The following is a 21,575-nucleotide window of genomic DNA, read 5'->3' as shown; positions in this document are numbered from 1 at the left end:
TCCAGAACATCTCCGGGAGAGATCTGGAGGTATTAACCCTCAACGCCAGCCAGAAACATGGCTGCTTCGTCTTCGTCTACCACTTTTTCTTCAACAGACAAAGGGGTTACCAGACCTTCTGCAATTTCGCGTAGCGCCATAACGGTGGGCTTGTCGTTTTCCCACTCCAATTTGGGGTCCTTACCACCAATCGCCAGCTGACGGGCACGCTTGGAAGCGACCATAACCAGCTCAAAGCGATTATCAACATTGTCCAGACAGTCTTCTACGGTTACTCGAGCCACTGCTCACCTCTCAAATTTGATCACTGTGGAAATGCCCTTTCCTATTCGCCCGACCGGGGTTAATGTTCTGCCTCTTTTCGGTCAGACTCCCTGGAAAGAGCACTTTTGTTCCATGGCTGAAACAGCCTGTTTTCCGACCTTACAGTTTACTTTACGACCCGAGTCCAAACAAGCCCGTGACGGGTCAGCAGCCATACTACGGAAGGTCAGTTCATCAGTCATTGGTTATTTATCGGCAACTGATTTGATTGCGTCAGATCAATAGGTCTTTCCGAAGCACATCCTTATAATGACACATCCGCTCTTTTTACTGGACAGCCACGAGACTATGACAAAGGCTAAAGAAGTAGAGATTTTCTACCTTTCGGACTTCCCTTAGAGGTAGTTATGCAGTTATTTATATAGTATCGCCGTCACCTGACATTATTATTTTGCCACCGACAAATCAGAACAAAACTTATGACAATCACGGTTAATCAGCTGACGACTCCGGAAAAGCTGGCAGCATTGCAATCAGTAATGAAAAGCCAGAACATTCACGCGTGGATTATTCCAAGCTCCGATCCACACCAGAGCGAATACGTGGCCGATCGCTGGAATGGTCGTGCCTGGCTGTCCGGGTTTGATGGCTCAGCAGGTACCCTTGTGGTACTTCAGGAGCGGGCGGCCTTATGGACCGATGGCCGTTATTTCCTTCAGGCTGAAGAACAACTGGCGGGCAGCGGCATTGAACTGATGAAACAGGGGCAGACTGATGTGCCGCCAATCAACAGATGGATAGCAGATAACCTTGAAGAAGGTCAGGTCGTTGGCTTTGATGGCAAGGTTGTCAGCCTCAGGTTCGTCAGAAATCTCAAAGGGTCGTTTGATAGCAAAAGCCTCTCCCTTAAAACCGATCTTGACCTGCTGAGTGATATCTGGAAAGACCGCCCAGCCATGCCTGCTGAGTCCGTTTTCCTCCACAGCAATGAGATGGCAGGAAAAACTCGTGAAGAAAAGCTGGCTGAAGTACGGAAAGAAATGACAGCAGCCGGAGCCGATCATGTTCTGCTCACAGCCCTGGACGACATCGCCTGGCTGTTCAACCTGCGTGGTTCTGACGTTGAATGCAACCCGGTTTTTCTTGCTTATGCTCATATTACCAAAAACTCGGCACAGCTCTTTATTGACGAGAGTCGTATAGATAAAAACGCTCTGGGAGCACTGAAAGCCTCATCTGTAGAGTTGAGAGCTTATTCAGCGATTGCAGACAGTCTGTTGTCACTCGACAATGTTGCACTGTTGATTGATCCCGCGACTACCTCTCAGTCGCTGTTTGAGGCTATTGCAGACAGCGTCGATGTTATTGAGACCACCAGCCCGGCCAGAAACCTCAAAGCGATTAAGAATCCCTTTGAAATCAAACGCATGAATGACTGCCATCGTCGTGATGGTATCGCCATGGTGCGCTTTATGCGCTGGCTTGAAGGCCAGATTTCCACGGGAACCCTGACCGAAGTTACCCTGGATGAAAACCTTCAGGCATTTCGGGCAATGGCTCCTGAATTTAAGGGACCAAGCTTTTCGACCATTGCCGGATATGGGCCTAATGGTGCGGTCATTCACTATCGGGCTGAAAAAGACACCTGCCTTACAGTTCAGCCAAAGGGGCTTCTGCTGGTTGATTCGGGAGGCCAATACCCGGATGGCACCACAGACATTACCCGCACCTTTGCCTGCGGTGAAATGACCGAAGAGGAGAAGAAAGACTACACTCTGGTGCTCAGGTGTCATATTAACCTGGCACGGGCTCGTTTCCTGCGAGGTACCCGTGGCATCCAGCTGGACATGCTGGCAAGGCAACCGGCATGGGCTGAAGGTCAGAATTACAATCACGGTACCGGTCATGGTGTAGGATATTTCCTGAATGTTCATGAAGGCCCGCACAGTGTCAGCCAATACTTCCTGGATGTGGCTCTGAAGCCGGGTATGCTGATTACCAATGAGCCAGGTATGTATCGTAATGGCAAGCACGGTATCCGGATCGAAAATATCATGCTGGTTGAAGAAGATATCAAAACCGAATTCGGCGATTTCTACAAACTGACAGACCTGACTCTGGCACCGATTGATACCCGTCCACTGTTGCTCGATAAGCTCAACAGTGGGGAGATTGAGTGGCTGAACAACTATCACGCCAGAGTGAGGCGTGAACTGTCTCCACTTTTGGAAGGGGAAGATCTGAAGTGGCTGACCAACGCCACGGAATCAGTCTGACCAGAGGCAACTATAGAATAAAACGGCAGCCCGATGGCTGTCGTTTTGCTCCTTATGTTCAGTTCAACAAACCTTCAATCAGGCCGGACTTGTAGTGCTGCATCCAGCCAATAGACAAGCGACGGCTCCTGATGATCGTTTGCAGGTCACGCAAAGCCAGATCAAACTCATCATTGATAACCAGGTAATCAAACTCTGCATAGTGAGACATCTCATTCACAGCCTGATTCATACGACGTTCAATCACCTCTAAGTCATCGGTGCCTCGACCGATCAAACGCTCACGAAGCGCTTCCTTGGAAGGAGGCAGAATAAAGATGCTGACGGCTTCTGGCATCAGCTTGCGCACCTGCTCGGCACCCTGCCAGTCAATTTCAAGAATAACGTCTTCGCCGGTATCCAGCTGTTCCCGTACCCAGGCTTCAGAGGTGCCATAGTAATTCCCGAAGACTTCTGCGTGTTCCAGGAACCGGTCCTGGTTCATCAGCTCCAGAAAAACGTCCTTGCTGGTGAAGTGATAGTTCATTCCGTCTGTTTCGCCGGGTCGAATCGGACGGGTTGTGTGGGAAACCGATACCTTCACATGGGGAGTCGACTGAACCATAGCCTTGACCAGACTGGTCTTGCCGGCTCCCGAGGGGGCTGCGATGATATAGAGTTTACCTTTGTTTACCATGATATCTCCAAACGACAGCAGTAAGACTGCCGGGGATTTAAATGAAACACTTCCGATGCACACTAAGTCTTTTGAACATTGCGGAGAATGATTAGAATGCAGTTTAACAGAAGCTAATAAGTCTTCTTTAGTAGAATAAGTTTTTGCAGGGGTTGCAACGAGGCCACCATGAATAATAACAAACAGCCGGTACGCCTGTTGACGCTTGAGACTTCCAGAAACGAGGCAGAGCGTTGGGTTAAACTTTTCCGCAACTCCGGCCTTCCGGCCCGCGTACAACATCTGGAAACTCTGGATGAGCTTGAAGAGGCGCTGAACACTGGCCTTTGGGATTTATTGCTCACGGTTGAAGAAACGCCCATGCTCAATGCCGAGCAGGTTTTGTCCAGCATCAGGAGATTAAAGCTCGATATTCCAGTCATTGTATCTGTTCATGATAATAAACCCGACATGATTAAGCACTGGCTGGAGAAAGGAGCAGGTGATGCCATCCATCACTGTCACGAAGAACACATGTTGCACGCCATTCTCAGAGAAAAAGCGAGTCAGGAACGCCGACAACAATTGCAAAAGCTGCAAAAAGAGCTGAACGACCTTAAGCAGCGTTGTCAACTATTGATGGACAATACTTCACAGGCCATTGCCTATGTTCACGAAGGCATGCACATCGATACCAACCCTTCTTACATCAAACTGTTTGGTTATGAAGACCCGGATGATCTCGCGGGTATGCCTCTGATTGATATGATCGCTTCCCAAGACCAGCCTCTGTTTAAAAATCTGATCAAGCATTTCAAACCGGGCGATGAACAGCCCGCTGTTGAGTGCCAGCTAATAAATGCTGAAGACCAGACGTTTTCGGCAACAGTCCTGTTATCTGATGCAGTGTTTGATGACGAGCCGTGCATTCAGGTCATAGTCAAAGCCAGTGCTCCCGCATCAGCAACAACGACGGTCGTTCATCAGGAAGACGATTCTATTCTGATTCCGCGAAAACACTTTACCTCGGTGCTCAACTCTGAACAGGAGCCGGAAACCCTGGCTTATCTGAGGCTCGATAACTATGACTCGATTCGGGAAAATATAGGCATTGACGGCAGCATAGCGGTTCAGGAAACAATCAGTCGGCTTCTCTGTGAACATGTACCCGAGAGCACGGCCACACACTATGGTGACGAAGTATACCTGATCAATGTCCATGAAAAGAATATTACCGATCTGGAGCCTTTAAGAAAGGCTCTGGAAAATGAACTGATCTCTGCAGGGCAGCAAACTCTCTTCACCACAGCCAGTATTGGCCTGGCTGAGAATGGTCAGGAATGTGATGGACAAGCCATGCTGGAGCGCGCCCGTCTGGCCTGTCATCTGGCAGCCTGCAGCGGAGGTAATAAGCTCGAATTCTTTTCCCAAAGCGCTATCGATAATCAGAAAGCCTGTAATGGTGATACCGTTGCCATAATTCGTCAGGCTCTTGAAAACGACAGTTTTCGTTTGTTGTTCCAACCTGTGATCAGCGTAGCCGGAGATGGTCCTGGCTATTATGAAGTTCTGTTGCGTCTTCTTGACCAGAAGGGCAGAGAAGTCCCTGCCGGCGAGTTTATCAATGCCGCAGAAGACAGTGACCTGATGCCATTTATTGACCGATGGGTTATCCGTCAGTCCGTGAAGCTGCTGTCCAGAAAGCTCAGAAACGGTGAAGATACTCGACTGATGATTCACATCAGTCAGGCCAGTCTGGATGACGAAGAATTTACTGAGCGTCTGTCTCGCCTACTGCAAGCTGCAGATGTTCCAGGCCATATGATTATCCTGCAAATGGCCGAAAGACTGATTCACCAGCATCTCAATCAGGTTAAGTCTTTCGCGGAACGTTTGCAGCCTGTTGGCTGTCAGTTTGCCATGACCCAGTTCTCGGGCGAGTCACGCTCCATGAGAATCATGGAACACCTGGATCTGGTGTTTGTGAAACTGGATTATCTGTTCACGGAAAAGCTTGATCGTAATGACGATGCTCATCTCAGGAAAGCCACGAAAAATCTCAAGAGCCTCAATAAAGTCATTATCATGCCCGGGGTAGAAAATGCCCAGACACTGACCAGCATCTGGCAGCTGGGTGTTGATTATATGCAGGGTCATTATCTGCAACCGCCTCTTGAATCCATGACCTACGACTTCAGCAGCTAGCAGCCTGTGACTTGAAATTGAACGATTGAAAGAGTTCAAAGCCACCCTGATCAATAGCGCCGTAACCGGCAAAATCAAGGTAGCCTCAGGGCATCAGGCAGCATCCGGCTGGTAGGGGGTAACGTCCAGTTCTTTCTGCTTCAGGTGCCACAGGTCATGGGCATTTTGTATCCGCAGCCAGTGGTCGGCAGAGGGTTTGCCAAACACCTTTTCCAAACGCAATGCCATTTCTGCGGTAATCGCCCCCCCACCGTTGATGATTTTGGACAGGGTTTTACGGCTTACGCGCAGGTGTTCGGCTGCCTGGGTAACGGAGAGTCCAAGCGGCTTCAGCAGATCTTCACCCAGAATTTCACCGGGGTGAGCGGGGTTATATATTGCCATCAGTGGTAATCCTCGTAATTGACTATTTCGACACCGGCCTGAGTCAGTCGGAAGGTAACTCGCCAGTTGCCACTGACGGTGACCGACCAGATACCCTGCCGTTCTCCTTTCAGCGGGTGCAGACGGTAGCCGGGAAAATCCATTTCAGAAATGTGCTCTGCTTCGTCCAGGTTAGTGAGAATACGCTGTAATTTTCTGGCATGTTGCGCCTGTATTCCCGAGGTTTTACCGGTACGATAGAACCGCTCCAACCCCTTATGCAGAAAACTGATTATCATAGCTAAAGTGTAACCTCAAAGGTTCCAGTGTCAATTGAGAGATAATGATGGTCAGCCAAACCAATGAGCAGGCACTTGGGGCTGCCATCGAACAGCAGCCTAACGGCATCTGCCTCAAACACTGGAACAGGGTAGCAAAGGATGCTGCCGCCGTTGCGCCGAGCCAGAGTTTCCAGCTGGGTTATACAGAGGATTTCAACGCCTGGCATACTGTGGATAAGCTGTATACAAAAAGAGGTTTTGGGCATTCCTGCAAGGAGGAGAGGTTCAGGCCAGGGTTTTTGCTGTAATACTCTATCGTCACTAATATGTGTAAATATACAAATAATATACACATTGGTGAATCATGCGCACGAACATAGTAATCGATGATGATTTAATGGCACAGGCATTGAAGGCTACTGGACTGGAAACCAAAAAAGAAGTGGTGGAGCAAGGCTTGAAACTACTGGTAAGACGCGCTCAGCAACAATCCATCAGAAGCCTGCGGGGCAAAATCCAGTGGGAAGGGGATTTGGATGAAATGAGGCGTCAACGATGATATTGGCGGATACCAGTGTCTGGATTGACTATCTCAATGGCAAGATCACTCCGGCATCGGATTTACTGGATGCCTGTCTTGTTGAGGGTACCCTCGCCATGGGAGACATTGTTTTTCTGGAAATTCTGCAAGGTATCCGGGATGACAAACAGTTCCGAAAAGTAAAAAGCAAGCTGTCGTTATTGGATGAATATACGCTGTTTGGCCCGTCCATGGTCATTAAGTGCGCTAATAACTTTCGGGCATTACGCAACAAAGGGATCACGGTTAGAAAAACCAATGATGTCATCATTGCCACATATTGTATCGAGCAAAAGATACCATTGCTCTACGCCGACAGGGATTTTAACCCCTTTTCCGATCACCTTGGGTTGATATCGGCACTGGCGTGAAAGGAATATGTCGTTTGTGGAGCAGGGTTTAAAAAATAGACTCTGTCAGGCCAGGCTTCTGACTTCAGAGGCTACAGGCAGCCTATAACGACGAGACTTACGCAGAAGCCTCCATCAGCATGGTGACAAACCTGGCGACTTTTAATTCGATAAATTATCAATATCTTCCGGGCGCAGACGGTTCTTGGCTTTGCCTTCACGGTATTCCCGGTCGGTATTAATGAATAGCACATGCTTAGGGTCTGCTGCCCTTTCTTTGCTGGGTTGAGCTTGTACCGCTTTTGGGCTGGTATAAGCAGATTTTTGTTGCAGAGTGCATGTTAACGTTATTGGAGAGATAGCACTCGAAAAAACCGACAACTAAAGCTGATTCGGTTTTTTCGGTTGTTTTACGGGATGGCATTTTTTTGTACTGGCAGGGATTATGGCTCGCTGAATGGGTTGGGCAGCTGGTCAAAACGGCTCAATAGCGTGTGAGTATCCCCATAACAATCATAGGCCATAGCGCAAATACGTCTGGCATGGCCCTCGAAATAGTCGCACCATGTAGTCTCACCAGCACAGATGTTTCAAATCTTCCCTATTCGGCCAACAAGCCAACCTGCAAGGGAACAATCAAGAGATACCGTCAATGCTTGAAGTATTAATTTCTGCTACCAATGCCTTTTGCAAGTAATATGAAGGCTGATCTGGATCGGTTACCCAGTCCGGACGGAAAGCGCATTGGCACCCAGCCCATCGCTTCTGGCGATCATGTCATTGCCTGGCAGGTGCATGCGGTTAAGGGCTACCGGAATAGAAAGGAGTACACGGATGTTATTGCAGTAGAAGCCCGCAGCCGCTATGCCATTCTTTTTTCTAACCCGATGTTTTCTGATTTAAACGAGTTTGCTGAGCGATTTACCAAGCGCTGGGCCAGAGAGTCTATCCATATGGCCATAGTAGAGTGGCGCTACCACAGAAGACCAGGCTCAGACCATGTATGACCAGTTTCTGGATAGGGATAAGGTCATCCGGTTTTTCAGAAATACCGACCTAAGCGTCAATGGACATGTTACGGATGCTGAGCAGTGGCTGAGCCAGTCCTATGAACTTTATGGGTTGGAACAACTGAAGGAGAGTGAAGAAACCCTTTTCCTGCTAAAGCAACTACTCTTAACGGGCAGGAGGCATCATTGGCTTTACCAGATAATGTGGTCAGCCTTGATGAGGTACGCAGGCGTAAGAAGGTGTAATAGGCATAAAAAGCATGACTGAATACCAGTATTATGAGTTGGTAGCCGTTGACCGACAGTTGTCCAAAGAGGAGATGGGCTATCTCCGGGGGATTTCCAGCCGGGCACAGATATCGTCTACCCGGTTTTGTAACACTTATAACTACGGTGATTTAAAAGCCGACCCGAGGCAGTTGCTGAGCAGATTTTTTGATGCTTATGTTTATGTTTCCAATTTTGGCTACAAGGTTTTTGCCATCAAGACGCCTCGAAATCTTATCGATGAGTCGCTGCTGCTTCGTTATCTGGTGAATGATACCAGCAGTTACACTGGGGTGGCTGGTCACTGGATCATTGAGTTTGCTTATGAAAATGAAGACGGCTACGACGACGATTGGGATGAAGGTGATGGCTGGATGGGCAGCCTGTTGAACATTCGCAATGAGCTGATGCACGGTGACTAACGTTCACTGTATCTGTCCTGGTTATCTCAAATGGACTGGCTGGAGCCAGATTCCCTTTCCCCCGCCATCTCACCCGGCATTGATGATCTTTCTGCCAGCCAGAATGCGTTGTGTGACTTCCTGAAACTCGATGCTCAGCGGGTTGTAGCGTCGGCCCGGGTCAAACCGGATTATGTCAGTGTTCAGCCGGAAGCACTGGTTGATCGGGCTCAGGAGGTGCCCTCCAGCAGTTCGGTCACGGTTGGCCAACTGCTGGCTTCCGCCGAGGAATTGCGGAAAAAGGCCCATGAAAAGGCTATGGAACAGAAGCTGCGGCAACAACAGGAAAAGGCCGCAACTGTGGCCACCAATGAAGATGCCTGCTGGCGCCGGGTGGAAGAGTTGTTTGAGAAAAGGCGTTCTTCTACGGTGTATTCTGAATTGTCTGCAGAGCTTGGTGATCTTCAACTCATGGCCAAAATGCTCGACAGACAAACAACCTACGATCGGAAGCTGGCAGAGCTAAAACAGCGTTATGCCAAGAAAACCAGCCACTGGCAGGGGTTAAGGTGCCGGTAAACGACCGCTGCTTATTAATCAATTAGATATCACAGACTGCCTTGAGCCCCAGCTATCATTGATTGGTTTTGAAAGGTACGGTTTGCTTTAAAAATGTTCAATCCATTGCCATAGCCTTGCGAAGGGGGGAGTACAACTACATCAGTCTGGAATCCGCGCTATCGGAATATGGTGCTATTTCCCAGATCCCAGTGGATCGGCTGACCATCATGACTACGGGGCGGAAGGGAGAATATAAAACCCCTTTTGGGGTTCTTGAATTTACCCACACCCGCCGATCAGTCGCCGATATTCTGGACAGCGCCAGAGCCTCGTTATGCACAAATGAACATCGACAAATGGCAAATCTCAGTAATAACTTCTCCAGGCCGTAAAGATACTCCTCGGCAAAAAATCAAGATTGAAGTCGCTAATGTGCCTGCATACACCAAAAAAGCATTGCCACTGAGAGTGAATTATCCGTTTCTACCCGATGGCTATGGCGACACTTTGGTATTCACTAAAACCCTTGACGAAGTGCTTGCAGACAAGCTGATTGCATTGCCTGCGACACAAAAATACATTCGCTACCGTGATATATGGGATCTGCCCTGGCTTCTGCAACAGGGTGCCGAAATGAATGTTGAGCTGGTGAAAAAGAAAGTGAACGATTACCTGCTTGATGACTTTGGTTATTTTGAACAACGACTGGATCAATTGATTCAGAATATCCCTGAAATGGTATCCGATGGTCGTCTGAAAACGGAAATGCAGCGATTTATACCTTCTGACGTCTATGAACGCACACTGGGTAAGGAAAAATTTTCAGGCTATTTGTCAGGGACGTTAAACAAACTGTTTAGCGGATTGAAGGGAGAGCTTTATGGTAAAGATGAGCCTCCCGAGTTCAGAATGTGATGATGGTCGAATGTTCTTTACTGGAGTAATGATAACAAATGAATAACAGTAACCCGCCAGTCAAGCCCTCTATGGATTATGCTCAATTGTTGGAGGCTCTGAACCGAGCCAGCACCTTCGATCTGTTCCGGCTGAACGCCATGATCGACCTGGAGCTGGAGTCGTCAGAGCGCATAGGGCGGATCAAGGCGGCACTGACCATAGGACAGAATGAGCTATTTTGACCGTAATAGCAATTCGCTTCGTGACTGTGAAGTCTTGCAGCTTAGGCAAAAGCGAGCACTGGTACTGGATTTTACCGATGGTAAACGCTGGTCAGTGCCTTACTACATGCTCAATCTTGAAGGAGCCGATGCCCGTGTTAATCATGAAACCCGGCAAGGGCTGAGTCGCCATGCCATTGCTGTTGGAGATCTGCTGGGTTTTAAAGATAAGCAGGGAGAGGAACATTTTGGGCATGTCCTCCGTCTGAATACTAAATCGGTCACCCTGAAGGTGGCAGAAGGGCAGTGGCGGGTCGCTTATTCACTGCTCTACCGGGTTCTGGATGGGCAGGGTGACCAGGAAGGGGAACTTTTGATTGACGGTGAGAGGGCTGATCAGTGCAGTGAGACAGTGCAGGGTTCATTACTTGAATGAATAAAAACTGTCTTCTAATCATTGAACGCCAGAACCTCGCTTAGCTGTTATCCTGACTCAACATTTGCAGGCCTTTGTCACCGAAGCCTAACAGGTAAAGTATGCTATCCAGACCCAATATTGAGACAGACTGTCTGGCGCTCTGTCTGACCAGGGGCTTGGCCCTGAACGCAACACCCAACCCGGCCACTCCCAGCATGGGCAGGTCGTTAGCTCCATCGCCTACGGCAATGGTTTGCTCCAGAGAAATCCCCTCTCTCCGGGCGATCTGTTGGAGCAGGGTCGCCTTGCGCTCGCCATTGACGATTTCACCTTTGACTGCACCAGTCACTTTGCCATCAACTATTTCCAGTTCATTGGCAAAGATATAGTCGACCCCTAATCGCTCCTGAAGGAAGCGAGCAAAGTAAGTAAAACCACCAGACAGAATGGCTGTTTTATAGCCCAGGGCATTCAGGCTCTGAAACAGCTTCTCAGCCCCTTCTGTTATAGGAAGCTTTTCGGCTATGCCTGCCAGAACCGACTCATCCAGACCTTTCAGCATGGCCAGTCTCTCGCGGAAACTCTCATTAAAATCCAGTTTGCCCTGCATGGCCCTTTCAGTGATTTCTGCCACCTTGACACCCACACCCGCCGCTTCAGCCAGCCGATCAATAACCTCGGCTTCAATCAGGGTAGAGTCCATATCAAACACCGCCAGTCTGCGATTTTGACGATAGATGTCGTCTTCCTGAAAGGCCACATCCATATCCATCTCCGGGGAGATGTGTAAAAAGTCCGCTCTCAATTTATCCAGATCGGGAGAAACACCCCCGACCGAGAACTCCAGACAACGGCCAGACAGTCGGGTAATCTGATCGATATTCAGCCCATGTTCAGCCGTGATATTGGCAACACCGGCGATTTGTTCTGCCGTTATATTTCTGGAAAGCAGGGTCAGGATGTAACGATTGTTGCCCTGACCGGATACCCACTGTTCATAGTCTTCATCAGAAAGGGCCTGATAATTAAACTGAAGTTCAAGCTCATCAAAGTGAAAACGCAGATCTGTCACCACGGGAAAGGTTTCCAAACCTTCTGGCAATCGAAGGATGATCTGCCATGAAAGAGTCCCCACGGTCAGGGTGTCACGGATAATCGACTGGCGAGTATCAAGCATTTCCAGCCCCCCGTTCTGATGAGCACAGGTGGCCATGATGGTCGTTATTGTGGACATCAGACCGGGCTTGTCTTGCCCTGTCACGTTGATCAGCAGAATCTCTCTCACAGTTCACCTGACTTCTTATCGTTTTGAATGAAAAACGGTGGTAACCAGCCTTGTTCTATCGCTCATGGTGGTTAGACAATGCATTGTAACTCATAGAGCTCATTGCCGTCAGGCAGTGAGGAGCCCTGACGCTTTTTGTCCTATATTCTGATCTGGTTAAAAGGGGGAATCACGTCATGGACAGCTCAAATAAAACACTTTATGAGTCAGAAAAATCTGGGAATTGGAAAACAAGCTACACTGTCGATTTGTTGCAGTAATCCATCAAAGGCAATGGGTATTTACCTGCTCTGCATCAATATCCCCACTCAACATACGACAATCAGGGTTTGTGTAGCATTGCAGGTCGGAGTGATCAATAGTCGGCACCGTTCAAGCATTAGGTGTTTCCAATTTATTTTCTGCTAAGTGGGGTTTTTCAATGCGAAACAGCTTACGGCAAACATTGTTATTTTTTACTTTGATTGCAGTAGGAACAGTTAAAGGAGATTCTCCCCCAACCCCTTCGCCTGAGCCATTATCTATAGTGCTGGGCGATGGTTCCATTATTGTTGTGGGCGATATAATTTTATCCATCCATGGTTTTACTCCGTTTTTTGATTCCCAAAAAGGCTCAGTACTGCTGATTTCAGACATTAACGAAAAAGATACCATCAGACTTCGGGCAGATGGTGGCCAGTCTCTGGTTGTGACTGATCGTTCAGGTCATCTGATCCACATTGATTTGCAGGCTCTGTTAGAGAAGAAGAAGGCTGCTTTTGTGCCTGTTGATGCTTCAATTCAGACTGAAAAAACAGGACAGTTTTTTTCGGGCATCACTATAAAGGCAAAAACATTGCCAACTGGTTTAAACGGCTTGCCGACGAGTGTTTTTTTACAAAGCAGCGATTATCGAAAGAGCAGTCAGCGAGAACAATATTCAGGCAGCCTGACTCCAGATCAGGCTATTTTTTCTCTTGCAGGTCTTGGCAGCAAGGGAAACTCTCCCTTGTCAACAAGTCATGGACTTCTGGGAATAAACGACGACAAATCAATACTCTCTAACTTTCTGGATTATCCGATAACACCAACTTTTGTAGAAGTGACGGCCTTTATGAATTATGAAAACTACGCAGATACTGAAAACGTTAATGACACTATGATTCTGCTGAGGTTCCTGGTGGAGAAATTGAAAACAATAGAAATGCTTCATTCTCTTCTAATGACAGATTTTTCTGAAGACTTTCTTGATAAAGAAGAATTTAATGAAAGATTCTGGGTGGAAGACCAGCATCAATCGCTGAAGCTGGAAAGTCTTTATCATTATTTGGTATCCAGAAAGCAAAGAGAAATAGACAATGCGTCCCAAACTATTGATGGTGCGACCGGGAGCGCTTCGGCAGCGTTGCCAGGGTCTCAAAACGCAGTGACAGCACTGGGTTGTGCGATTGCCAGATTGATTAGAATACTATTCCCGGAAAATACAGATGAAAGAATCAATTCTATCCTGGAACAATCTCTTGGACCGGCGGTTACAAGGGAAGAAATATTTTCACGGTTTCATCAAGATGATGAATTGCTACTGGCAGGCATACTAACAGCATCATGTCTTGCAATGCGTCATATGCGACATGCCGAAGAAAGAGCAGGCATAGAAGAGTCAGATGAAGATGAAACCTCAAGCTCGAGCTCAAGCTCAAGCGAGAACAGTGATTTTGAAAGATGGTATGAAAAAAAATATGGTGGCAAACCCAATTGACCTGTTTGGTGATACCTATGAGTTTCTGATCTCAAACTATGCCGCCAGGTAAGTCTCTATAAGTAAACCTTTTCACTATAAGCTGTATTTTCGTCAGGTTATTAGCCAACAGACAAGCCTTTAAGACCATCAAGTAACGATTTGATCTGTAATACCTCAAATTCACATTTTGCAGCTTGATAGACGGGGCCGCCAGGAGCAAAAAGGAGTTCTTCAAATTTGACGCTGGTTTGAATAGCTGGTAACCCATTCATATGACCACATTCGAGTGCACTTTTAATAGCACTATTATGGAATAAAGAGAATAACACCTCATCCCCATAATAAAAGTGCTTATAAATAGCACTAAAACCATCACCGGATTTATGTTCCATAACTTCTGAAATATTGCAAGGTTCAAGATACCCGAGTAATTGGATGACCTTCTCAAATACTTGAATATACTGGCTAGAATCTGTCTTTTCAAAAAGTTTATCGATGGCAATTAGACTTTTTTTAACTGAATCCAAGCGCATTATGATTCTTGACAAAGTTTCCTGAGCTTTTTTGTTTGCTGCGTCTATTTCACTGCTTGTCTGGTTAGACACTACTCTCTGTTCAAGTGACGTGCTGGTGCTGGCAACGGCTCCCAACCTCTGACATGAGTGATCGGGATCAATCCTGTTTACAGCATGACTCAATGAAGAATCAAGATTATCAGCTACCGTTGTAGTTCTGCCAAAACTGACACCCTCTGGTGTTTCCTTCTTAGGCTTTAGCGAAAATAAACCAACAATGCCGGAATTGTTATCTACATTATTCATATTTACTACCTTTTTTAGCTAGCTTCGTTCTCACTTAGCAAGAGCATTAAAAAAATGACTTAATAGTTTTGAGTTAATTTTGGAACAAAGGTTCATAACATTGAAGTCAGTGCAATTAACAAACCTGCGAATAAGGCATGATCTATTCGATGATTTTATATTTACGGTAAGTCAGGCCACTTTCAGACAGTTACTTGTCATTTTGTAGTATTTTGGCGCTCCCAGACCTCTTCCGGGCGAGGCTTTCGGCGAAGGTAGACTGTCCCTTTTTTACTGACAGAGCTATCGAGATCCTTGCTCCGCCTATTGCTGATTGCAATAGCCAAATCTCTGAGTGGCAGCGTATTGTTAGAAGAACATCATTTTCAGGAATGCCTCAATGACCAGAGCTCCAACAAACTGTTTTAGCTGTTATTGCAGGGTCATTGATTTTACCCCGCAGCTGTCTTTGATTTACTCACCCTATTCAACTTTGAGTACTGTGCAAACCATATCAAACAAAACGAGTAAGCTGTAGCTCACTATAAACTGCCTTTTCGCTCAGGTTATTCGTGGACAGGTAAACCTTTAAGACCATCAAGTAACGATTTGATCTGCAATACCTCAAATTCACATTTTGCAGCTTGATAACCGGGGCCACCAGGAGCAAAATAGAGTTCATCAAATAAGGCGCTGGTTTCAACAACTCTAGCTCCCAGCTTCACAGGATTACGTGTATCACCAGGACTGACAGTATTCTGCAATAAAGAGAATAACATCTGACCCCTATAATAAACATTAAAATCAACAGTACTAAAAAAATCATCACCGATTTTAACAGAACCTGCCCCAACATTAAATCTTACAACTACTGAAATCTTGCAAGGTTCAAGATGCTGAAGTAATTGGATGATATTCTCTAATACTTGGATATCCCGAGTATGGGCTTTATTTCTACAATATTCATCCTCGGCAATTATTTTTGTTTTAAAATCATCTAAGTGATTTATAATTTTTGACACAGCCATCTGGGGTCTTTTTTTTGCTGCGACTATTTCGGTGCTCACCTGGTTAGATACTACTCTCTGTTCTAGCAACGTGCTGGTGCTGGCAAGAGTTCCCAACCTCTGGCTTGAGTGACCAGTATCACTTCCGTTTACAAAATGGCTCAATGAAGAATCAACTTTGTCAGCTGCCATTGTGGTTCTGCCGAAGCTGACACCCTTTGGTGTTTCCTCCTTAGGCTTTAGTGAAAATAAACCAACAATTCCGGAATTATTATCTGCTTTATTCATATTTAATACCTCTTTAGTTAGCTTCATTCCCACTTAGTAAGAACATTTAAGATTGATTCAATAGTTTAGAGTTGGTTTTGGCACAAAAGTTCATGACATTGAAGTCATTGCAATTGAATAACCTGCGAATAAGACCTGATCTATTCGATGATTTTATATTTACGGTAAGGCGACTTTACAGGTAGTTCCTTGTCATTTTGTAGTATTTTGAGTCTCCCAGCCCTCTTCTGAGGGTGTCGCAAAACTCTCTCCGGCGTGGGAACGCGTTGACTCCCGTCATTGCAAGCTTCATTCTCGTCATTCCCGGCTTCATTCTCGTCATTCCCGGCTTCATTCTCGTCATTCCCGCGAAGGCGGGAATCCACACTGACTCTCCACCAGAACCATACTGCCCGGTGTCCCCCTGGCCTTGTCATCCCCGAGAAGGCAGAGATCCACCATTGGCGCTGGATTCCCGCCTTCGCGGGAATGACGACTTCAGAGCGTGAGAACGAGCTGTTGAAGTTTTGCGACACCCTCTTCTGGGCGAGGCTTTCGGCAAAGGTAGTAAGTAGACTGCCCCTCTTTTACTGGCAGAGCCATCGAGATCCTTGCTCCGCCTATTGCTGATTGCAATAGCCAAATCTCTGAGCGACAGCGTATTGTTAGAAGAAGATCATTTTCAGAAATGCCTCAATGACCAGCTCCCAGCAGGCTGTTTTCAGCTGTTGGTGCGGGGTCATCAATTATACCCGGCAAATGTCCGCTCACCCTGTCCAGCTTTAAGTACTGTGCGAGCCATTTCAAACAGAATGGCAAAATATAGCTCACTATAAGCTGCTTTTTCGTCAGGTTATTAGCGAACGGACAAGCCGATAAAATCAGCTGCTCTGAAGTCTCTCAAACTCACTTTTTGCAGCTTGATAACCAGGAGCACCAGGAGCACCAGGAGCACCAGGAGCACCAGGAGCAAAATAGAGTTCATCAAATAAGGCGCTGGTTTCAATAACTTCAGCTCCCTTCTTTAAAGAATAACCTTTACCACAAGGCATGAAAACATTATGGTGTAAAGAGAATAATACCTCAGACCCATAATAAAAATTAAAATCAGTAGTACAAAAAGAATGATCACCGAATTTAACAAAGCATGTGGAATCACAGCATTCTGCAAATTCTGAAATATTACCAGGTTCAAGATGCCCAAGTAATTGGATTACATTCTCAAATACTTGGATATCTGGGTTATGAGCTGTATTTCTACAATATTTATCCTTGGCAATTAGTCTTTCTTTCATACCATCCAAGTGATCTATGATTGCCGACACATTCTCCTGAGCTTTTGTTTTTGCTGCGTCTATTTCGGTGTTCGTCTGGTTAGACACTACTCTCTGTCCAAGTGACGTGCTGGTGCTGGCAATAGTTTCCAACCTCTGGCTTGAGTGATCGGTGCCACTTCCGTTTACAACATGGCTCAATGAAGAATCAACTTTGTCAGCTGCCATTGTGGTTCTGCCGAAGCTGACACCCTTTGGTATTTCTTCCTTAGGCTTTTGCGAAAATAAACCAACAATTCCGGAATTCTTATCGACGTTATTCATATTTAATACCTCTTTAGTTAGTTTCGTTCTCACTTAGCAAGAACATTTGAGATTGATTCAATAGTTTAGAGTTGGTTTTGGAACGAAGGTTCATAACATTGAAGTCATTGCAATTAACAAAGCTGTGAATAAGGGCTGATCTGTTCGGTGATTTTATATTTACGGTAAATCAGCCCACTTTTCAGACTGTTGCTTGTCATTTTGTAGTATTTTGACGCTCCCGGCCCACTTCTGGGCGAGGCTTTTCAGCGAAAGTGATAAACTGAACTCTTTTTTACTGACAGAGCTATCGAGACCCATGCTCCGCCTGTTGCTGATTGCAGTAGCCAAATCTCTGAGCGGTAGCGTGCTGTCAGAAGAACCTTATTTTCAGGAGTGCCTCAATGACCAGTGTCCAACGACGTTCGTGGCTCAGTAGTTGGCTGTGATTTTAAAAAAGAGACCAATAACAATGTGCTGACGGATCAACATATCCAGCAGATTATGGCGTTCTTCGACAGCAAGGACGATGTGGAGCATGTCGCAAAGTCGGTCAGCCTTGAGACGATCGCTGACAATGACTACAACCTGTCGGTCAGCAGTTATGTAGAAGCCAGGGATACCCGGGAGAAGGTTGATATTACCCAGGTGAATGCTGAGCTGAAAACACGGTTGGCAAAAATAAATCAACTACGCTCGGAGATTGATGCCATTGTGGCTGAGTTAGAAGGTACAGAGGTTAAGGCATGAGAAAAGACAACAAAAAATTCGTCCGCAACTCCACTGCGGAGTTTCTGATTTTTACAGCCCAGTCCGAAACGCAGAGCATTGAAGCTCGTTATGAAGATGAAACCATCTGGCTGTCACAAAAACTCATCGCGCAACTCTTTGGGGTTGATGTGCGAACAGTGAATGAACATTTGAAAAATATCTTCCAAATGGGCGAATTACAAGAAAATTCAGTTATCCGGAATTTCCGGATAACTGCCACAGATGGCAAAAAGTATAATACCAAGCACTACAATCTGGACACGATCATTTCTGTGGGCTATCGGGTGAACTCTGTGCGTGCTACTCAGTTTCGCCAATGGGCTACCCAAGCCCTGAGAGACTTTGCCATCAGGGGTTATGTCATCGATAAAGAGCGTATGGAAAATGGCTCCTTTCTCGGGGAAGACTACTTTGAGAGACTGCTGGAAGAAATCCGCGAGATCCGCCTCAGCGAACGCAGATTTTATCAGAAAATAACTGATATTTACTCGACCAGCATCGATTACAACAAGGATGCTCCTATCACCCGAGAATTTTTTTCAAAGGTTCAGAATAAACTTCATTACGCAATTCATGGCCACACTGCAGCTGAACTGATCAAAGAACGCGCAAATAGCGAAAAAGCAAATATGGGGTTAACCAGCTGGAAAAACTCACCCGATGGCAAAGTCCTGAAAACTGATGTCTCTGTTGCGAAAAACTATCTTAGTAAAGAGGAGATGGATGGATTGAGCCGAATCGTCAACGCCTACCTTGAACTGGCGGAAGCACGTGCCCTGAGAAAGATGCCCATGACCATGGAGGACTGGGCCAAAAGACTGGACCAGTTCCTCGAATTCGATGACCGTGAGATCCTGCACAACTCTGGAACAGTATCAAAGCAAATTGCAAAGGACTGGGCAGAAAGTGAATTTGAAAAGTACCGCATTGTTCAAGACCGTCTGTTTGAAAGTGACTTCGACAAAGAGATAAAAAAAATAGAAGCCTCCCAAAAGAAAAATGGAGGCAAGCCATGATTCCGGCCAATAAATTAAACATCACCGACCAAATAGAACTGGCCAAAGCAGAAGAAAAGCTCAGCAAGCAAAAAGCCAAACAGCTCTTGGATTCTGGTGATATCAATGGATAAATTCGACACCCTGACCCACTCCATCACCGAAGGCTTACCCCGAGAAATTGAGCTGCACCAAAAGCAGTACGAATACTACCGTGACCTGCTGCTAAGCTTCCCAAAGCCAGAAGAGAGGGCAGCCTGACATGAGCCATAAAAACCTGAGCCTGCAAGACCAAACCACCAAATTCCTGCTTTATACCGCTCCCGGTGGAGATGTAAAGGCAGAGAGGTCCTGCTGAACAATGAGACCCTATGGCTAACCCAGAAGCGTATGGCTGAACTGTTTGGCGTGGGTGTTCCAGCTATTTCCAGGCATCTGGAGAATATCTACTCCAGTGGCGAATTGGATCAAAAAGCAACTATTTCCATTTTGGAAACAGTTCAACAGGGAGGGTAAGCGGGAGGTAAAACGCAAGCTCGAGTACTACAACCTGGATGCCGTCATTTCCGTAGGCTAACCCAAGCCACACAGTTCCGCATTTGGGCGATAGCCTTAATCAAGGAATACATCATCAAGGACTTTGCCATGGATGATGAACGTTTAAAAAATGGCCGGTATTTTGGTAAGGATTACTTTAAAGAGCTGCTGGAGCGGGTGCGTTCCATCCATGCCAGTGAGCGGCGTATTTACCAGCAGATTACCGATATCTTTGCCGAGTGCAGTATCGACTATCATCCCAAATCAGACACCACTCGTTTGTTTTATGCCCATGTGCAAGACAAATTTCATTTTGCTATTACCGGTCATACGGCAGCGGAAATCATCGCTTTAAAAGCCGATGCCGACCAACCGCTGATGGGCACTAATGACCTTATTTAAACAAACGTGCGTGTTTGAAAGTCAGGTTTTAACCACATTCTCTGTTAGAATCGTGCCTATTGGCACCCAATGCGTACTTCAATGCACAAAGCTCCGCGTGATCGGCACTCTGGCAGAACAGTTCAATGGAAGCGCCTGACATAACACCTTAGGAGGTTCGGCCTTGTCATTGCCGAAAAAAATCATCACCCTGTTTGCCAGACAATCAGAAGCTCTGTCCCTTCGCCAACAACTATTGTTGCTGTTTGGCGTGCTTTTCACAGCCCTGACTCTGTCTACCGGCTTTCTGGTCAGCAGCGAGCTGGAGTCTGCCAGCCGTCATCAGGCTGACTCCATCGGAAGCCTGCTGAGTGCCCAGACAGCCAGTGCGGCCACCGATATGCTGGTCACAGGAGACAGGCTCAGTCTCAACGTATTGCTGGGACAGCTGGTGCAAAACCCTTACGTGGCCAAGGCCGCCATATACAGCATTGATAATCGTGAAATAGCCTCTTCAGAGAGCGATGAGGTCGGTGAGAAGGGTGAAACTTATTCGTCACCGATACACTATCAGGACGTAATTGCAGGCTATGTCCGCCTGCAACTGGACAGTGAGTTACTGACCCGAAATTCCGGCGATGCTCTGACACTGATCATTACGATCAGCATCATTCTCCTGATCAGTGGATTGTTGTTGCTCTCCTTTTTCGCCTCCAATATCACTTCCCGACTTAAGCTTATTGAAAGGCAGTTGCATTCTATTCTGCAATCCCCGGCCAATCCGGTCTCCTTTAGAAATGAAGTACTTCGACTCTCTGGTTTTGTGGAAAAACAACTGACTGAAAAACTGATGGACTCCATTGAGCCGGAACCCGAGGAAGAGGAAAAAGAGGAAATCTCGGCCATTATCAGTGTCCGCAATAAAAACCTGTCCCGATTGCGGCAACTGCTGGCCCCCCACGATCTGATGAACATTATTGAGACTCAGAGCGAAGCGCTCAGGTGTGCCACTCAACATTACCAGGGCGAGTTAAGTTACACACCAGATGGCACCGGGTATATTCACTTTTCCAGTCTGGAAAGTGCTTCTTTTGCCATGGATGCCCTGAGTTGTGCCCTGTTAATACAAAGTCTTAACAGGGTGGTTGGCGAGCAGAACATCGCTTCGCTGGAGATGGGATTGGGTATCTGTATCAGTGACGGTATCTGTGATTTCCCCGGTAGCGAGCATCCCTCACAATCCGACAATGCCGCCAGTCATGCGTTGATGCTGGCGAGTCTTCCTGACTCGGAAGGTATTCACATGTTTCGTGATCAGCTCAACTGGCTGCCAGCCGGAGAGCCCGAAATAAAACTCAGTGAACAGGGCGAAGATATTGTGGAGGTCACCGGTTTACCTGCAGAACAGCAGCAAGCCATTGCGCAGGAGGCTTATTCCATCAGCCGGGAGCTGGAGCGATAGTCAACGCCTACTGTTTTCTTCGCT

Annotated in this window: 27 protein-coding genes and 2 pseudogenes; 21 read left to right on the top strand and 8 right to left on the bottom strand. The window is 46.8% G+C overall.

Annotated features, from left to right (window positions below; genetic code table 11):
• Positions 1 to 32: 32 nt before the first annotated feature.
• Positions 33 to 284, bottom strand: a complete 252-nt coding sequence (gene rpoZ, locus ACOJUN_RS08830) for a DNA-directed RNA polymerase subunit omega (protein ID WP_252177852.1) — start codon at positions 282 to 284, stop codon at positions 33 to 35.
• Positions 285 to 743: 459 nt separating this feature from the next.
• Here rpoZ and ACOJUN_RS08825 point away from each other — a divergent pair, with 459 nt between their 5' ends.
• Positions 744 to 2,540: an aminopeptidase P family protein gene (locus ACOJUN_RS08825; RefSeq protein ID WP_422136273.1), complete on the top strand. Its 1,797-nt coding sequence runs from the start codon at positions 744 to 746 to the stop codon at positions 2,538 to 2,540.
• Between the two features lie 58 nt (positions 2,541 to 2,598).
• Here ACOJUN_RS08825 and gmk read toward each other — a convergent pair whose 3' ends face one another.
• On the bottom strand, positions 2,599 to 3,216 hold the full coding sequence (gene gmk / locus ACOJUN_RS08820) for a guanylate kinase (RefSeq protein WP_422136272.1): 618 nt from the start codon (positions 3,214 to 3,216) through the stop codon (positions 2,599 to 2,601).
• A gap of 168 nt (positions 3,217 to 3,384) precedes the next feature.
• Here gmk and ACOJUN_RS08815 point away from each other — a divergent pair, with 168 nt between their 5' ends.
• Entirely contained in the window at positions 3,385 to 5,400 is a 2,016-nt protein-coding gene (locus tag ACOJUN_RS08815) for an EAL domain-containing protein (protein ID WP_422136271.1), read from the top strand.
• 93 nt (positions 5,401 to 5,493) lie between these two features.
• On the opposite strand, the gene ACOJUN_RS08810 is transcribed toward ACOJUN_RS08815, so the two are convergent.
• Together ACOJUN_RS08810 and ACOJUN_RS08805 are read right to left on the bottom strand one after the other, a co-directional pair.
• Positions 5,494 to 5,784, bottom strand: a complete 291-nt coding sequence (locus ACOJUN_RS08810) for a HigA family addiction module antitoxin (RefSeq protein WP_422136270.1) — start codon at positions 5,782 to 5,784, stop codon at positions 5,494 to 5,496.
• Positions 5,784 to 6,062, bottom strand: coding sequence for a type II toxin-antitoxin system RelE/ParE family toxin (locus tag ACOJUN_RS08805; protein ID WP_422136269.1), 279 nt, complete (start codon positions 6,060 to 6,062; stop codon positions 5,784 to 5,786). Before ACOJUN_RS08805 ends, ACOJUN_RS08810 begins: the two co-directional genes overlap by 1 nt.
• 44 nt (positions 6,063 to 6,106) lie before the next feature.
• Between ACOJUN_RS08805 and ACOJUN_RS08800 the strand changes: the two genes are divergently transcribed.
• The 10 genes from ACOJUN_RS08800 (at position 6,107) to ACOJUN_RS08755 (ending at position 10,767) form a co-directional block, all read left to right on the top strand.
• A complete protein-coding gene (locus ACOJUN_RS08800; protein ID WP_422136268.1) occupies positions 6,107 to 6,352 on the top strand; it encodes a hypothetical protein in 246 nt (81 codons plus the stop codon).
• Positions 6,353 to 6,408: 56 nt separating this feature from the next.
• The gene (locus tag ACOJUN_RS08795) at positions 6,409 to 6,603 is read left to right on the top strand and encodes a type II toxin-antitoxin system VapB family antitoxin (RefSeq protein ID WP_422136267.1); all 195 of its coding nucleotides are present in this window, start codon (positions 6,409 to 6,411) and stop codon (positions 6,601 to 6,603) included.
• Positions 6,600 to 6,995 (top strand): type II toxin-antitoxin system VapC family toxin, encoded by a 396-nt coding sequence (vapC, locus tag ACOJUN_RS08790; protein WP_422136266.1) that lies wholly within the window; start codon positions 6,600 to 6,602, stop codon positions 6,993 to 6,995. Before ACOJUN_RS08795 ends, vapC begins: the two co-directional genes overlap by 4 nt.
• A 677-nt stretch (positions 6,996 to 7,672) precedes the next feature.
• Positions 7,673 to 7,981, top strand: a complete 309-nt coding sequence (locus ACOJUN_RS08785; protein WP_422136265.1) for a hypothetical protein — start codon at positions 7,673 to 7,675, stop codon at positions 7,979 to 7,981.
• A gap of 263 nt (positions 7,982 to 8,244) precedes the next feature.
• Complete coding sequence (locus ACOJUN_RS08780) at positions 8,245 to 8,673, top strand: hypothetical protein (protein ID WP_422136264.1); 429 nt, start codon at positions 8,245 to 8,247, stop codon at positions 8,671 to 8,673.
• Positions 8,674 to 8,703: 30 nt separating this feature from the next.
• Entirely contained in the window at positions 8,704 to 9,231 is a 528-nt protein-coding gene (locus tag ACOJUN_RS08775) for a hypothetical protein (RefSeq protein ID WP_422136263.1), read from the top strand.
• Between the two features lie 68 nt (positions 9,232 to 9,299).
• Entirely contained in the window at positions 9,300 to 9,605 is a 306-nt protein-coding gene (locus tag ACOJUN_RS08770) for a hypothetical protein (protein ID WP_422136262.1), read from the top strand.
• Positions 9,606 to 9,645: 40 nt separating this feature from the next.
• Positions 9,646 to 10,128, top strand: coding sequence for a nucleotidyl transferase AbiEii/AbiGii toxin family protein (locus tag ACOJUN_RS08765; protein ID WP_422136261.1), 483 nt, complete (start codon positions 9,646 to 9,648; stop codon positions 10,126 to 10,128).
• A 38-nt stretch (positions 10,129 to 10,166) separates the two neighbouring features.
• Positions 10,167 to 10,352: a hypothetical protein gene (locus ACOJUN_RS08760; RefSeq protein WP_422136260.1), complete on the top strand. Its 186-nt coding sequence runs from the start codon at positions 10,167 to 10,169 to the stop codon at positions 10,350 to 10,352.
• On the top strand, positions 10,339 to 10,767 hold the full coding sequence (locus ACOJUN_RS08755; protein ID WP_422136259.1) for a hypothetical protein: 429 nt from the start codon (positions 10,339 to 10,341) through the stop codon (positions 10,765 to 10,767). The genes ACOJUN_RS08760 and ACOJUN_RS08755 overlap by 14 nt, the downstream gene beginning before the upstream one ends.
• Before the next feature lie 40 nt (positions 10,768 to 10,807).
• On the opposite strand, the gene serB is transcribed toward ACOJUN_RS08755, so the two are convergent.
• Positions 10,808 to 12,034: a phosphoserine phosphatase SerB gene (serB, locus tag ACOJUN_RS08750; RefSeq protein ID WP_422136258.1), complete on the bottom strand. Its 1,227-nt coding sequence runs from the start codon at positions 12,032 to 12,034 to the stop codon at positions 10,808 to 10,810.
• Positions 12,035 to 12,455: 421 nt separating this feature from the next.
• On the opposite strand from serB, the gene ACOJUN_RS08745 reads away from it, so the two are divergent.
• The gene (locus ACOJUN_RS08745) at positions 12,456 to 13,772 is read left to right on the top strand and encodes a hypothetical protein (protein ID WP_422136257.1); all 1,317 of its coding nucleotides are present in this window, start codon (positions 12,456 to 12,458) and stop codon (positions 13,770 to 13,772) included.
• Between the two features lie 101 nt (positions 13,773 to 13,873).
• Here ACOJUN_RS08745 and ACOJUN_RS08740 read toward each other — a convergent pair whose 3' ends face one another.
• On the bottom strand, positions 13,874 to 14,575 hold the full coding sequence (locus ACOJUN_RS08740; protein WP_422136256.1) for a hypothetical protein: 702 nt from the start codon (positions 14,573 to 14,575) through the stop codon (positions 13,874 to 13,876).
• A gap of 545 nt (positions 14,576 to 15,120) precedes the next feature.
• On the bottom strand, positions 15,121 to 15,849 hold the full coding sequence (locus ACOJUN_RS08735; protein ID WP_422136255.1) for a hypothetical protein: 729 nt from the start codon (positions 15,847 to 15,849) through the stop codon (positions 15,121 to 15,123).
• 266 nt (positions 15,850 to 16,115) lie between these two features.
• On the opposite strand from ACOJUN_RS08735, the gene ACOJUN_RS08730 reads away from it, so the two are divergent.
• Positions 16,116 to 16,337 carry a hypothetical protein gene (locus ACOJUN_RS08730; protein ID WP_422136254.1) on the top strand — a complete coding sequence of 74 codons (222 nt, stop codon included), beginning with the start codon at positions 16,116 to 16,118 and terminating at the stop codon, positions 16,335 to 16,337.
• A gap of 372 nt (positions 16,338 to 16,709) precedes the next feature.
• Here ACOJUN_RS08730 and ACOJUN_RS08725 read toward each other — a convergent pair whose 3' ends face one another.
• The gene (locus tag ACOJUN_RS08725; RefSeq protein WP_422136253.1) at positions 16,710 to 17,426 is read right to left on the bottom strand and encodes a hypothetical protein; all 717 of its coding nucleotides are present in this window, start codon (positions 17,424 to 17,426) and stop codon (positions 16,710 to 16,712) included.
• Positions 17,427 to 17,816: 390 nt separating this feature from the next.
• Between ACOJUN_RS08725 and ACOJUN_RS08720 the strand changes: the two genes are divergently transcribed.
• The 7 genes and pseudogenes from ACOJUN_RS08720 (at position 17,817) to ACOJUN_RS08690 (ending at position 21,551) form a co-directional block, all read left to right on the top strand.
• Positions 17,817 to 18,155, top strand: coding sequence for an N-6 DNA methylase (locus tag ACOJUN_RS08720; RefSeq protein ID WP_422136252.1), 339 nt, complete (start codon positions 17,817 to 17,819; stop codon positions 18,153 to 18,155).
• Complete coding sequence (locus tag ACOJUN_RS08715; protein ID WP_422136251.1) at positions 18,152 to 19,192, top strand: virulence RhuM family protein; 1,041 nt, start codon at positions 18,152 to 18,154, stop codon at positions 19,190 to 19,192. The genes ACOJUN_RS08720 and ACOJUN_RS08715 overlap by 4 nt, the downstream gene beginning before the upstream one ends.
• Positions 19,189 to 19,299, top strand: a pseudogene (locus tag ACOJUN_RS08710) (cell filamentation protein Fic); the annotation flags it as partial. The gene ACOJUN_RS08715 and the pseudogene ACOJUN_RS08710, both read left to right, overlap by 4 nt.
• Complete coding sequence (locus tag ACOJUN_RS08705) at positions 19,298 to 19,432, top strand: hypothetical protein (RefSeq protein ID WP_422136250.1); 135 nt, start codon at positions 19,298 to 19,300, stop codon at positions 19,430 to 19,432. The pseudogene ACOJUN_RS08710 and the gene ACOJUN_RS08705, both read left to right, overlap by 2 nt.
• Before the next feature lie 129 nt (positions 19,433 to 19,561).
• On the top strand, positions 19,562 to 19,687 hold the full coding sequence (locus ACOJUN_RS08700) for a hypothetical protein (protein WP_422136249.1): 126 nt from the start codon (positions 19,562 to 19,564) through the stop codon (positions 19,685 to 19,687).
• 72 nt (positions 19,688 to 19,759) lie between these two features.
• Positions 19,760 to 20,110, top strand: a pseudogene (rhuM, locus tag ACOJUN_RS08695) (RhuM family protein); the annotation flags it as partial.
• A gap of 163 nt (positions 20,111 to 20,273) precedes the next feature.
• Positions 20,274 to 21,551 (top strand): AhpA/YtjB family protein, encoded by a 1,278-nt coding sequence (locus ACOJUN_RS08690; RefSeq protein ID WP_422136248.1) that lies wholly within the window; start codon positions 20,274 to 20,276, stop codon positions 21,549 to 21,551.
• Positions 21,552 to 21,575: the final 24 nt, after the last annotated feature.

Origin of the sequence: Endozoicomonas sp. ALD040, assembly GCF_049275945.1 — a bacterium.
Lineage (GTDB): Bacteria > Pseudomonadota > Gammaproteobacteria > Pseudomonadales > Endozoicomonadaceae > Endozoicomonas_A.
This window is presented reverse-complemented; position numbering and strand designations above follow the sequence as displayed.